This window comes from Yoonia sp., assembly GCF_036007805.1.
Classification (GTDB): Bacteria; Pseudomonadota; Alphaproteobacteria; order Rhodobacterales; family Rhodobacteraceae; genus Yoonia.
The window spans coordinates 1-13,439 of record NZ_DASYOK010000141.1; the positions used below are offsets into that span (position 1 = coordinate 1).

Genomic DNA, 13,439 nt, shown 5'->3' on the forward strand with positions numbered 1-13,439 from the left:
TCGTGGATCTGCATCCCGGGCTCTGTCGTGGCGAGGGTCATTTGCAGGCCCGAGGCACCGGTCAGCCAAAGGACATCGCGCAGATCGGTCGCTTCTTGCGAGAGGCAAAAATTGTGATCAAGCGCCGGTGCACCTTTCACCAGTTTGCGGCTGGTGCGGAAATCCATAGCGGTGCCGTCAACGGCGGTGACCTCACCTGTGGGGCAGGTGCGGTCGTCAATCGGCAGATAATGATCCGCAGCAATGCGCAATGCGTGGCCATCCCATGTTTCGCTGCCATCAAGGTTCCAATAGATGTGGCTGGCGAAATTCATGCAGGTGGTCGCGTCAGTCGTGCCGTCGATCTGCATGGTCAGCGTTGCAGGTGCTGTGACCTGATAGGTCACGCGGATATCGCGGTTGCCGGGCAGGCCCGCCACACCATCGGGCAGGCGCAAACCCAGCGTGACGCGATCAGCGTACTGTTCCAGCACCCCCCAGTTCTTGCGGTGGACGCCCTCGCTGCCTGAATGCAGGTGACAATCGCCGTTCTCGTTGCGCTCAAGCTCGTGCATCATCCCGTCAAGGCGCACGCGCGCGTTGCCGATGCGGTTGGCGATAGGGCCGACAATCGCGCCGAAATAATCCATTGAGGTGGCGTAATCCGCGAACGTCTCGGAACCCAAGGTCAGATTGTAAGGCACCCCTGCAAGGCGCACGGCTTGCACGGTGGCACCCAGTGTCAGAATATCGACGCTCAGATCGCCGCTTGAGAGTGTGATTTGAAGAACTTCCTCTCCGTCTTTCGTGGTTCCGAAGTGGGTCATCACAGTTCCTCCCAATGCACACCCGCAGGAGGTATGGTTACGCCTTTCCACGTCAACGGCACAGCGGCATAGTTGAAATAGAACCGGTGCGTTTCGGTGTCGCGCAGGCGTAGACCTTCAGGCAGTTGCCTGGTTTCCAGACCAAGCGCGTCACACAAGCCCGCGACAATATGGTCAAAGGTGCCATCGTCCGGCCAGCCCGCAAGATAGCGCAGGGTCTTCGTGCCTATGATCGCAGGCTGCCCTGCTGCGGTTGCGACAAATGTCTCGGCGCTGCCTTCAAGGTGCTCGAACCAATGCAGGAACTGTCCGCCGCCTTCCAGTGGAATGCCATCATCGGGTGGCATGCTTTCGGTCAATGCAACGCGCACATCAAGCCCCGGCAGATTCGGGCCAAGTGGCGTGGGGATGCTCAACTCGTCGGTCTTTGTATCACTGCGCGGACCGATAAGGGCGATGCCTTCAAAACGGGCCAAAGCAGCGCGCAGCGGCTCTGACAGAGACATGATCCCCGGCGCCATCACCAGCTTATAGGCAGAAAGATCAGCGGTATCGGGCGGCAGAATGTCGATGTTCAATCCTGCCCTGCGCAGCGCGCGATAGGCGGCAAAGGCAAGGCGGAACATCTCGAAATCCGCGCCCTGCGGCTGGGCATCCCAGCCCCATGCACTTTCATAGTCAAAGACCAATGCGGCCTGCGCCTTTGCTGTGCCAACACTGGCCAGCGTTTCGATTTCATCAGCGACTTGGCGCGCTTCGGCCAATGCAGGGGCAGGCGCGCTGTCAGGGCGCAAAAGCCCCGCATGCATCTGTTCCTGCGCGAAAGGGGCTTGCCGCCAGCGGAAATAACAGACGGTTTCGGCACCATGGGCAAAGGCCTCCCACGCCCAAAGACGTGCCATGCCGGGCAGGGGGGCAGGGTTATAGGGGGCCCAGTTCACGGGGCCGGGCTGTTGTTCCATCACCCACATCCGCCCCTTGCCGACCGCGCGGTAGAGATCGTGGTGGAAAGCTTGGTTGTCGGGGTGGCCCTGACGCAGGAAGGCGCGTTTGAATTCCGGCGTCCCTTCAAGGCGGTCCGACAGAAACCCGATCGGATAGCTGTCCCAGGACGCGATATCGAGGTCGGCACCGACCTTCCAATGATCGAACGTCGTGATCCGCCCCATGTAGTTGTGGATCAGTGGCGCGTCGGTATGTTTGCGCAGTTCGTCCACCTGTACCTTATTGAAGGCAACCACCTGATCCGAACTATAGCGCCGGAACGCAAGCTGATGCGGGTGGTTGGGTTCGGTCACTGTCAGATTGGGCAGATCAATCTGGTCGAAAGTGTCATAGTCCATCGACCAAAACACGTTCCCCCACGCACGGTTCAGCGCATCGGTGGACTGGTATTTCTGCGCCAGCCAGTCCTGAAACCCTTTGCGCGCCGCATCAGAGTAACTCAGCGTTGTGTCGTGGCAATCGTATTCGTTGTCGATTTGCCACGCAGCGATATGCGGGTTGCTGCCATAGCGTTCGCCCATGAGCCGCGCGATGCGGCGGCATTCCTCGCGGTAGCCAAGATGGCTGAAGTCGTAGTGTCTGCGCGACCCGAATTTGCGGGGCTGCCCCTGCGCGTCAACCGCCAGCATATCGGGGTATTTGTCGACCATCCAACGGGGTGGTGTGGCCGTGGGGGTGCCGAGGATGATCTTCAGGCCTGCTTCTCCCAGAACGGCAATCGCACGGTCCAGCCAATCCCATGTGAAGGTGCCCGGGCTCGGTTCCATACGCGCCCATGCGAACTCACCGATGCGCACCCATGTCAGACCTGTCGCCACCATTTGGGCGGCATCACTGGCCCATTGGTCCTCGGGCCAATGTTCGGGATAATAACAGACGCCAAGCGTGCGTTTCATGGTGTGGAACCTTTTTGAAAGATTGAGGAGCGGTTTAGAGGATAACCTGATGTTCGGCTTGTCCAGCAGCCTTCGTCGGGACGGCAAATGTTTTGCCCTGCTCGGGGCCCTCTAGCCCAACCGCGGCACTGGTGCAGAACAGCGTTTGCAGATCGTCGCCGCCAAATGCCGGACAAGAGGTTTGGCTTGCAGCAAAGTTGTAGCTTTCAAGGAAACCGCCGGCCGGATCATAGACGGCCACCCGCCCGACACCCCATTGCGCGTTCCACAGGTTGCCTGCGGCATCGACGACCGCCCCGTCGGGACGAAAGCGTGTGCGGCTGAGGTCAATGTGCAGCACAGGTTCGCCCATGGGCCAGCCTTGGTCATCAAGCGCCACGCGCATGACCTGTTGCGTCGGCGTGTCGGTGAAATAGGCGGTTTTGCCATCAGGCGCGAAACAGATCGCATTGGAAATCGTGATCTCGGGGTAAAGCTGGCGCAGCTCGCCTTTATAGTAGCGATAGATCGCGCCCGCGCCTTCCTCCGCATCAATTCCCATGGTCCCGATCCAGAAACCGCCCTGCGGGTCCGCGCGCCCGTCGTTCGAGCGCGTGACCGGATTGTCGGCCTCCAGTGGCGCGATGATCTCGGTTTCTCCGGTCGTGATATCAAAATGCATCAACGCGGTGCTGGACGCGATCAGCAGGGTGCTTTCACTGATCCAGCCCGCGGCACTGACATAGGTGTCAAACTGCCAGTGCTGGCCTTTCGTGTGCAGGCGTTTTCCCAGAATATCAAACCAGAGCAATTGTTTGCGCAAAGGATGCCAGAGCGGTCCTTCACCAAGCTGGCACTGGGTGTCATCGTAAATCATGACACAGCCGCATCATAGGCGGCGACCATATCGCGCGCCCTTGCTGCGACATCGGCCACCGAAAAACCGGGTTTGTAAAGGGCAGAGCCAATGCCGAACCCATCCGCCGAAGCGGCCATCCATTCCGCGAAGTTGTCAGCCCCTGCGCCACCCACTGCATAGACCTGCGTGCCTGTCGGCAACACCGCGCGGATTGCCTTGATGCCTTCGGGCCCAAGCAGACTGGCGGGAAAGATCTTGAGCCCGTCAGCCCCCGCTTTCAGGGCCGCAAAGCACTCTGTCGGGGTCATGACGCCGGGCCAGCTTTGCATACCGGCGGTCTTGGTGGCGACAATCACGCGCTGGTCGCAGTTGGGCGAAACCACGAGCTTGCCACCCGCTTGCGCCACGCGCCCCACATCATCGGTCGACAGCACGGTTCCTGCGCCGATCAGGGCGTCCTCGCCGTAGGCATCGGCCATCGCCTTGATGCTGGCGAAGGGATCCGGCGAATTGAGGGGCACTTCGATCTTCGTGATGCCTGCGTCAATCAGGGCGGCGGCCATGGGGGCTGCCTCGCTGGGTGTCACGCCGCGCAAAATCGCGATCAGGGGGCGATGCATATGTTATCCTTTCAGGCGCTGATAGGCGGCCGACAGACCAGCCAATGTGATCGTTGCCGCGTTGACTTGGGTTGCGGGTGCGGCCTGTGTCGCCAAAGCATCGACATAGAGTTTCGACAGCTTGCTTTCCCCGATCACCGCGATGTGCTGGCCAAGCCAGTAGGGTTTTGAAGCGGCCAGTTCTGTACCGATCAGCAGGCCGGACAGTTGCGCGCGTGCCGCTGTGCCCGACATATCATGAAGCAGCCCGTTGGCACGCAGTGAAAAGAGCCGCGCTGCAAGGCGTTCAGGGCGCGACAGCCCCATATCGAGCCCTTCGGCAAAGGCGGCATCATCCCAGCCATCGGCGGCGATCGAGTGGCGCAATACCGTTTGCGTGGAGAGGGTGTCAAAGAGTTCACCGGTCATGAAGGTCTGAAAGCTGACAACCTCATCCGCGCTGACATGCACCCATTTGGTATGGGTGCCCGGCAAACAGATCACCCCGTCCCAATTCTTGTTACGCGCCAGAAAGCCGGTGACTTGCGTCTCTTCGCCGCGCATCACGTCAGCGGGGGACATCTGCTTGATGCCGGGAATGACATAGACGGTCAGGTCAGGATGCGTCACGGGCGCTTGGACCAAACCTTCGGGCAAGGTGGCGCAGGGGACCGCGGCATAGGGGGCCTCGACCCAGCCCTGCCGTGATCCGACCATGCCGCAGGCCATCACGGTTGTCGGGCCGTCAATCCAGTCCTGGACGACAGAGAGCAGGGCTGCCTCAAAATCTTCACGGCGCAGCTTGCCCATGCCTTGATCGGAACTGGCTTCAGCCAGAACCGTGCCGCTGGTCGACAAGGCCCAGGCGCGCATGTTGCTGGTGCCCCAGTCCACGGCGATCCAATCTGCTTTGATCTGTGCTTGGGTCATCCGGTTCCTACCACGCCTGCGTCGATTACAATGGTCTGCCCCGTCATCATAGCGGAAGCAGAAGAGGCTAAAAACAGTGTCCCGCCGACCATATCTTCAGGACGCATGAATTCCTGCAGGCATTGCTTTTCCAGAAACGCTGCTTTGGAGGCGGGTGTCGCCCACATGGTTTCCTGCTTTTCGGTAAAGACCCAGCCGGGTGCAATGGCGTTCACGCGGATACCTTTCGGTCCCCATTCACGGGCCAGCGCGCGGGTCATGCCTGTGATGCCCGCATTGGCGGTCACATAAGGCACCATGCCTGCCAAGCCCATCAGATAGGTGATCGAGGAATAGTTGATGATGGATCCTTTCGGAGCCATCAGAGCCGCAGCTTTCTGGCATGCAAAGAAATAGGCTTTCGCGTTGATTGCATGCTGGCTGTCCCAATCCGCCTCTGAAATCTCCATCGCGTCGTAGCGCATATCGTTGGCGGCGTTGTTGACCAACACTTTCAACGGGCCATGTGCTGCAACCGCCTGATCCATGGCGGCCTGAAGGGCAGGCGTGTCGGTGATGTCGCACTGGATAAAGAGCGGCGCGGTGCCGTGTTTGTCGCCCATCTCGCGCACAAATTCCGTGGCATCCGAGCGCCCCACAAAGGCCACCCGTGCCCCCTGCGCCAGAAACCCATCGGTGAGTGCTGCACCAATGCCGTTGCCGCCACCTGTAATAAAGACCGAGGCACCTTTGAGGTCATGGAAGGTCGCGTTCATAGCCGCGCTCCTTCCACGACCCACATGCGTTCGGGGAAGGACCATGGCAAGGTAACGCCGTGGCGCATCAGATAGGCACCAGAGAGTTCAAGCGAGGCATCCTTCAGCGCTGGTGTTCCCCGTGACAGGTGATGCAGATCCTCGCGGTTGATCAGGTCGATGCGGTACATCGCATCGGGGTCCAGACCGGTCAGGCGCAATGGTCGTGGGGAAATCTGGGCGCTGGTTGCAGCCTTGCCTGCAAAAACCACAAAGCGGTCCTTGTCGCGGGCCAGTTGCTGCTCGGCGACGACTGCAGGATCGGCACTATCAAGGCGCAAAATGTCGGCCGTTTGCATCCAGTGGCGGTTGGCTTTCCACCAGCCTGTAACCTGCGTGAGCACCGCCGTTTCGCGCGCATCGAGTTCGCGCGGGTCCATCTCGAACCCCATATGGCGCTGGGCCGCGACCCATGCACGGAATGTAATGTCGAGGGTGCGACCCGATGTGTGGCAATGGCGTGGGCCCACGTGGCTGCCGGTCACCGACAATGGCAGAAACAAAGCCGCGTCATGCTGGATGCGTAGCCGTTCCAGCGCATCGTTGCTGTCAGAGAGCCAGACACGTTGGGTGCGTTGCAGGATGCCAAAGTCGATCCGGCCACCGCCCGAGGCACAGCTTTCGATCTCGACGTCAGGGAAATCCGTGCGCAGCCTGTCGATCAGCGCGTAGGACCCACGGGTTTGCGATGCATCGGGCATCGGCAGAACGCGGTTGTGGTCCCATTTGATATAGTCGATGGCGTGATCGCGCAGGATCGCTGACATGCGACCGTAAAGATAATCGCGGACGTCAGGCTTCGCCATATTCAGCGCTTTTTGCTGGCGGCCAAGGGTCTGGTCCTCGCTGCCCAACACCCAGTCAGGATGCGCGCGGTGAATGTCGCTGTCTTCGTTGATCATCTCGGGTTCGAACCAGATGCCGAAGGTCATGCCAAGCCCGTGCACATGTTCGATCAACGGGTGCAGGCCGTCGGGGTATTTGCGCGGATCGACCGTCCAGTCCGAGAGGCTGCGGGTGTCGTCATCGCGGTTGCCGAACCAGCCGTCATCCAGCACAAAACGTTCCGCCCCCAGCGCGGCTGCGCGATCAGCGATGTCTTTGAGAACAGGCAGTTTATGGTCGAAATAAACGGCCTCCCAGCAGTTGTAATGGACAGGGCGCGGCGCGTTCGGTTTGGGCCATGTCACGATCCTGTCGCGCAGGTGGCGCTGGAAGGCCACGGCGCAGCCATTCAGACCAGTATTGGAATAGGCGATATAGAGCGGCGCAGTTTTGAACTGCGTGGCCGCTTGTGGTTCCATGCTGGCCGCGTGCCCCCATTGGATCTGGCGGCGGCCGTCCTGCAATTCCTCGGCGATCATCTTGTGCCCGCCGGACCAGCCATAATGGAAAGCATAGACCTCGCCTTGGGTATTGGTGGCGCCACGGCACGGCACGATCAGGCCTGGAAAGTGCTCGTGCCCAGTGCGGCCCGTGCGGTTTTCACGGTAACGCATCCCGGGTGCCCAAGCGGTGCGGGACAGCTGGAATTCACCGCACCACCGCCCCGACACGTCAATCATCTCGTCAGATTGCTGCGGTGCGGGCAAGACAGGGGCGGCAAGCCAGTGCAGATGCACAGGGCGGGTCGCGTCGAGTGTGGTCTGGCAGGTAATCACGTGGGTATCGCTGTCGCTATCAAAGCGCACGGTCAGCGTGAGCCCGTTGTTATTGTCTTTATAGGTGAGTTCCAGCGTGCCGTTCTGCGCAACGCTCTCAAAACAGAACTTGGGCAGCAGTGGCGTCCCGTCGCTGTCGCGCAGTATCAGACCGGGTTGGCCGGGAAAGCTGCGGGTCGCTTCGGGGCAAATCGACAGGTCCGGGTTTTCGTCCAGCATCCCGCCTGTGACATCAATCCTGTGGGCCGCCTGCACCGTGTCGAGGTTTTCCCCCGCTGGCAGCAGCGCGCCCCAATAGACAACTTCAGGCAGTCGGTCGTTGCGGGCCGCCAGCACAAGGGTCTGACGGCCATCATCAATACGGTAGGTTCGGTTCATCTTGGTTACTTTACTGCTCCGAGGGTGAGGCCCGCGATAAAGTGTTTCTGCATCAAAAAGAACATCGCGACAGGCGGCAAAGCAGCCACGATCGAGCCCGCGCTCATCAGGTGATAGGCGGCGCGGTACTGTGAATTGAACTCGGTGATACCGGCGGTGACGGGTTGTGCATCCGGTCCTTGGGTCAGGACAACAGCCCAGAAATAATCGTTCCAGATGAAGGTAAAGATCAGCACGGCAAGCGCTGCGAGCGCGGGCTTCATCAAAGGCAGGACGACGAACAGGAAGATGCGCCATTCGGCGATGCCTTCAACGCGCGCGGCCTCAATCAAGGGGAAGGGCAGGGCGCGGATAAAGTTGCGCATGAAAAGTGTGCAGAACCCTGTCTGGAAGGCAATGTGGAACAGCACCAGACCGGTCTTGGTATCATAGAGGTTCAGGCTCAGTGTCAGGTCCCGCACGGGTACCATCAGGATCTGGAACGGGACAAAGTTGCCCGCAATGAAGATGAAGAAGATCAGCAGATTGCCTTTGAATTTGTAAACACCCAGCGCAAAACCGGCCATGGCAGACAGCGCCACGGCCCCGATTACTGTGGGGATCGTGATAAAGAGCGAATTCCACAAATAGCGCGGCATGTTCGACTCAAAAAACACGCGCCCATAGTTCGAGAAGGCCTCAAAACTGCTGGGAATTCCCCAGTAGTTGCCGCTGACGAAATCGGACTCGGGTTTGATCGAGAAGTTGGCAACGGCGATGAGGGGCAGTAGCCAGATGATCAACATGACCGGCAAAAGCACCTGATACGAAATCTGCCACGTGCGCGAGGTTCTTGCGATTGGGGTGGGAAACATCAGCGCGCTCCCTTTTCGTCTTGGTACATCGCGTAAAGGAAGTAGGTGATGAACCCCAGCATGATGAAGAACAGGATCACCGCAATGGCCGCACCATAGCCCATCCGGAACCCGAATTCGGATAGTGATTCCTCGAACATGTAGAACGACAGTACGCGGGTTGATCCGAAAGGCCCGCCATTGGTCATGACGCTGATCAGATCGAACGACCGCAGCGCGCCGATGATGGTGACGACAAAGGCGATAAAGGTCGCGGGCTTGAGCTGGGGGAGGATCACATGCCAAAGCATCTTGGGGCCTTTTGCCCCATCAAGCCGTGCGGCTTCGACCTGTTCGGGATCAACGGCGTTCAGGCCGGTGAGATACAGGATCATGCAGTATGCCGTCTGCGGCCACAGGCCTGCCGCGATAATGCCATAGGTCGCAAGTGTCGGATCACCGAGCACGTTGATCGGGCCCGCGCCAAAGAAGCCAAGGATCGCGTTCAAAAGCCCTTCACGCGGCAGGTAGAACCAGCTGAACACCAGACCCACAACGACTTGGCTGATCACAAACGGGAAAAAGAACATCGACTTGTAGAAACGGATGCCTGTGACCGTCTGGTTCAGGAAAAGCGCAATAAACAGGCCCGCCGGGATCGCCAGAAGGTAAAGCACCAGCCATTTGAGGTTGTTCCAGAACGAGACCGAAAACTTGCGGTCGATATTGGCATCACCCCAACCGAGCAGGCGTTCGTAGTTGGCGGTACCAACCCATGTTTTCTCGCCAAGACCGTCCCATTCATGCAGCGAAATCCAGAACGACTGGCCGATGGGCATGATGACGTAGATCGCAAAAAAAAGCATCGCAGGCAGCAGGAACAGCCACGGGGTGATCGCAATCTCGTTGCGCTTGTACCAGCCGCGCTTCGGCCTTTTTGCGTTGGTGATTGGAACGGCGGGTGACACCGACATGGCGTTTCTCCTGCTGGGTCAACACATGTGAAAGCCGCGTGGGGGCTTGCAGATGGGTTGGCGGGGCTGTGGGTTGCACCCACCCTACGCGGGTGGGTGCCGTAGGGTGGGTAAAACCCACCATAGCGTTAGTTATAGATGCGCTGACGTGTTTCTTCGAGACGCATCAGAATGTCTTCGAGGTTGTCGGGGAACACCATGAACTCCTGCAGGCCTTCCATGCCGACAGACGCCATTTCGGCATCAAAGTCACGGTCAAAGAACTGCATGATCCCGCCGCCCGCGTTGTTGGACAGCATGTCAAAGCCTTGCTCGAGGAACTTGTCCGCGTCGATCGACGCATTCGCGTTCACAGGCAGCTGGCCCAGAGCGTCGCCGCCGTTGATCGCTGTTTGCACCTCGGCAGAGGTGACATAGCGCAGGAATTCTTTCGCGGCGTCCATGTTCTGTGCGCCCGATGCGATGTGGAACGTATCGGTTGGCGCGTCCTCGGCGAAATCAACGTCAGGGTTGATCACAGGGAATTGGTAGAAATCCAGTTGATCGTCGGTCAGACCGCCGTCACGCATGGCTGCAACTGCAAAGTTACCCATGAGGTAAGCCGCAGCTTCGCCATTGACCATGAAGGGCAGGGCTTCCTGCCAGCTATAGGTCTGGTGGTCGTCGATGAAGGCGCCCATGTCGATCAGCTGACGCCAGTTGGCGAAAGTCTGGCGGACACGCTCATCGGTCCATTCCACTTCACCGCGCGCGAGTGCCATGTGGAAATCATAGCCGTTGGTGCGCGAGTTGATGTAGTCGAACCAGCCGCCTGCGGTCCAAAGAAACTTGGTCCCGATGGTGTAGCACTTGACACCATTGTCGAGCAGTGTCTGGCAGTTTGCGAGCTCTTCTTCCCAGTTTGTCGGCTCGGACAGGCCAAACTGGTCAAAGATGTCTTTGCGGTAGTAAACGCCCCACTGGTAGTATGTGTAAGGCACACCCCATTGGGCGCCGTCGAGCGTCATGGCACCTTTTGTGGATGCTAGCGCCTCGAAGGCGGGTTCGGCCCAGAGGTCGGAGATATCTGCAAAGAGGCCTGCGTTGACATATGGACGCATGCGGTTGGCCGCATACCAGTTCACAACGTCCGGCGGGTTGGCACCCAGCGCGTTGCGGATCTGTGTTTTCCACGCTTCGCGGTCAACGATCGTCAGGTTGACTTCAAGGTTCGGGTGCAGCGCATCAAAATCGGCGGCCAGACCTTCCATAACCGCGCGCGGTGCAGGGTTGGACATGTCTGATATGATGTTGAGTTCGCCCGACAGTTCTTGGGCACTTGCGGATGACGCGGTAACGCCAGCAGCAATAAACGCCGCGAGCGACGTCTTCAAAATGGAATGCATGGTTTCCTCCCAGTATGCTTCCGTGTGTAACCAGGTTTCATTATTTGAAACTTGGTTTTGGATGTTGATACTAAACCGCGAACAGGCTAGCCTTGTCAACAGTCGAAGGCAGCACCATGAGGAGATCGGTGTGAAATGCCCGGATCGACCAAGGGAGGATCAATGGGGCGGGTGACCGGTGACGGCACAGTTGGAAAGGCGCTTGAGGTGCTGGATCAGGTCGCGGCTTTCGGGCGGCCTGTGCGGTTCGGCGAGCTTTTGGCGCAGTCTGAGTTTCCCAAGCCAACCTTATACAGGTTTCTACAAACCCTCACCAATCAACAGATGTTGGCTTACGACCCCGAGCGGCAGACCTATAGCCCGGGCCTTCGCTTGGTGCGTCTGGCCCATACCGCATGGGATCAATCGACACTTGCCCCCGTGGCGCGTCCGCATCTTGATGCGCTCAGCAAGGCTGTGGGCGAGACTGTCCACCTTGCGCAGCTGGATCATGCGCAGGTGCTTTATATTGATAAGCGCAACGCGAATAATCCGGTACAGATGTACAGTCAGGCGGGTAAGGTCGGGCCTGCCTATTGCACCGGTGTCGGCAAGGTGATGCTGGCGTTTCTGGATGAGGATGCCGTCGAGACTGTGATCGAACAACAGTCCTTTCATGTCTTTACGGAGCACACGCTTGATAGCGCCGATGCGCTGCGCGCCGAGTTGAGTGACATCCGTCAGAACGGCTATGGTTTTGATCGCGAAGAGCATGAGCCCGGAATCATCTGTGTCGCAATGCCTATTCTGACTTCGGCTGGCCGCGTCCTTGGTGCGCTTTCGGTCACCAGCACGACCAGCCGGACCAATCTTGCAGGGCTGGAAGCCTATGTGCCGATCCTGCGCGAGACAGCCGACAAAATTACACGGGATGCCCAGAACTGGAGCTTTCCCGACTACCAGACAAAAGAAACAACGGGGATTTAAGCCATGTCAGGTGTAACGCTGAAGAACGTCATCAAGCGCTATGGCGAGGTGCAGGTCATTCACGGCATTGACCTTGAAATCGCGGATGGTGAATTCTGCGTTTTTGTCGGCCCGTCGGGCTGTGGCAAGTCGACGCTTTTGCGCATGGTTGCGGGGCTAGAGGAAACCACTGAAGGCGCGATGCATATCGGAGATCGCGACGTCACGCGCATGGACCCCTCCGAGCGCGGGGTTGCGATGGTGTTCCAGACCTACGCGCTTTATCCCCATATGACGGTCAAGGACAACATGGGGTTTGGCCTGAAAATGAACGGCCATCCCAAAGCCGAGATCGCGGCCAAAGTGGCCGAGGCAACGCGTATTCTGAAGCTTGAGCCCTATCTGGATCGCAAGCCTGCGGCCCTGTCCGGTGGCCAGCGCCAGCGCGTATCGATTGGCCGGGCCATTGTGCGGGGGCCCGAGGTGTTCTTGTTCGATGAACCCCTGTCCAACCTTGACGCTGAACTTCGGGTCGAGATGCGCGTCGAGATTGCACGTTTGCACAAGGAAATTGGCGCCACGATGATTTATGTCACGCACGATCAGGTCGAGGCGATGACATTGGCCGACAAGATCGTCGTGCTGCGTCTGGGTGTGATCGAGCAAGTGGGCGCGCCGATGGATCTGTACCGCGATCCGGATAACAAGTTTGTGGCGGGCTTTATCGGGTCACCTGCGATGAACTTCGTGAGCGGTATGGTCAAGGGCGGCAGTGTTGACGCACCGGGTTTGGCCGCCCGATATGACGGCTTGGTCAGCACGGCCTATGAAGGCAAGGCTGTCAGCGTAGGCGCGCGCCCCGAGCATATCGTCATTGATCCCGATGGGGATACGCATACGGTCGAGCTGACCGAGAGCCTTGGAGGGGTCTCATTCGCCTATCTGACATCCACGACCGGCGAGCGCATTGTCGTGGAAGAACGCGGGGACGAACGGACCGCCGAAGGGGCCCGTGTCGGGGTCAGGATTGATCCAAGCCGCATTTTTCTCTTTGACGCAGAAACAGAGCTGCGTATCCGGAGCTGAGGGCGGAGGGGGCTTTGCCCCCGGCCCTGCGGACCTCCCCCAGGATATTTTTGGGCCAATAATAACGGATCAGCGTTTGCCGTAGTAAAGGCCCACGACGTGTTCGGCTTGGGCGAAGAACAGCCAGCGCAGCGTGAGCACGCCTGCGATATGGCTGAGGACCGCCAGCACGCCAAGGATGTGGTTGAACGGCAAAAGCAGCAGGATCACCGGTAGGACGAAGGCCAGACCGATCGTGATGATCCGCAGTTTGTCGGCGTGTTTGCGCCCTACCTGATGGATGAATTCGCGCATCAGATAATTGGTGCC

12 protein-coding genes and 1 pseudogene are annotated in these 13,439 nt (G+C 59.1%); 2 read left to right on the plus strand and 11 right to left on the minus strand.

All coding sequences use genetic code 11. The annotated features are described in order from the left end of the window. The 10 genes from VGP75_RS08190 to VGP75_RS08235 form a co-directional block, all read right to left on the minus strand. Nucleotides 1–806, minus strand: an 806-nt coding sequence (locus tag VGP75_RS08190) for an aldose epimerase family protein (RefSeq protein ID WP_327543193.1), incomplete at its 3' end; no start/stop codon positions are given. Then, nucleotides 806–2,707, minus strand: coding sequence for a beta-galactosidase (locus tag VGP75_RS08195; RefSeq protein WP_327543194.1), 1,902 nt, complete (start codon nt 2,705–2,707; stop codon nt 806–808). The genes VGP75_RS08190 and VGP75_RS08195, both read right to left, overlap by 1 nt. A gap of 34 nt (nt 2,708–2,741) precedes the next feature. Continuing rightward, nucleotides 2,742–3,563: an SMP-30/gluconolactonase/LRE family protein gene (locus VGP75_RS08200; protein WP_327543195.1), complete on the minus strand. Its 822-nt coding sequence runs from the start codon at nt 3,561–3,563 to the stop codon at nt 2,742–2,744. Beyond that, a complete protein-coding gene (locus VGP75_RS08205) occupies nt 3,560–4,165 on the minus strand; it encodes a 2-dehydro-3-deoxy-6-phosphogalactonate aldolase (RefSeq protein ID WP_327543196.1) in 606 nt (201 codons plus the stop codon). Before VGP75_RS08205 ends, VGP75_RS08200 begins: the two co-directional genes overlap by 4 nt. A gap of 3 nt (nt 4,166–4,168) precedes the next feature. After that, nucleotides 4,169–5,074, minus strand: coding sequence for a 2-dehydro-3-deoxygalactonokinase (locus VGP75_RS08210; protein ID WP_327543197.1), 906 nt, complete (start codon nt 5,072–5,074; stop codon nt 4,169–4,171). Next, nucleotides 5,071–5,829 (minus strand): SDR family NAD(P)-dependent oxidoreductase, encoded by a 759-nt coding sequence (locus VGP75_RS08215; RefSeq protein WP_327543198.1) that lies wholly within the window; start codon nt 5,827–5,829, stop codon nt 5,071–5,073. The genes VGP75_RS08210 and VGP75_RS08215 overlap by 4 nt, the downstream gene beginning before the upstream one ends. Beyond that, on the minus strand, nt 5,826–7,907 hold the full coding sequence (locus VGP75_RS08220; RefSeq protein WP_327543199.1) for an alpha-galactosidase: 2,082 nt from the start codon (nt 7,905–7,907) through the stop codon (nt 5,826–5,828). Before VGP75_RS08220 ends, VGP75_RS08215 begins: the two co-directional genes overlap by 4 nt. A gap of 5 nt (nt 7,908–7,912) precedes the next feature. Further along, complete coding sequence (locus VGP75_RS08225) at nt 7,913–8,761, minus strand: carbohydrate ABC transporter permease (RefSeq protein WP_327543200.1); 849 nt, start codon at nt 8,759–8,761, stop codon at nt 7,913–7,915. Then, nucleotides 8,761–9,714 (minus strand): carbohydrate ABC transporter permease, encoded by a 954-nt coding sequence (locus tag VGP75_RS08230; RefSeq protein ID WP_327543201.1) that lies wholly within the window; start codon nt 9,712–9,714, stop codon nt 8,761–8,763. The genes VGP75_RS08225 and VGP75_RS08230 overlap by 1 nt, the downstream gene beginning before the upstream one ends. Before the next feature lie 128 nt (nt 9,715–9,842). Beyond that, nucleotides 9,843–11,099 (minus strand): ABC transporter substrate-binding protein, encoded by a 1,257-nt coding sequence (locus VGP75_RS08235; protein WP_327543202.1) that lies wholly within the window; start codon nt 11,097–11,099, stop codon nt 9,843–9,845. 171 nt (nt 11,100–11,270) lie between these two features. Between VGP75_RS08235 and VGP75_RS08240 the strand changes: the two genes are divergently transcribed. Then, a complete protein-coding gene (locus tag VGP75_RS08240) occupies nt 11,271–12,065 on the plus strand; it encodes an IclR family transcriptional regulator (protein WP_414727789.1) in 795 nt (264 codons plus the stop codon). A gap of 3 nt (nt 12,066–12,068) precedes the next feature. Next, the gene (locus VGP75_RS08245; RefSeq protein WP_327543204.1) at nt 12,069–13,130 is read left to right on the plus strand and encodes an ABC transporter ATP-binding protein; all 1,062 of its coding nucleotides are present in this window, start codon (nt 12,069–12,071) and stop codon (nt 13,128–13,130) included. A 69-nt stretch (nt 13,131–13,199) separates the two neighbouring features. On the opposite strand, the pseudogene VGP75_RS08250 reads toward VGP75_RS08245, so the two are convergent. Further along, a pseudogene (locus tag VGP75_RS08250) lies at nt 13,200–13,439 on the minus strand (dibenzothiophene desulfurase); the annotation flags it as partial.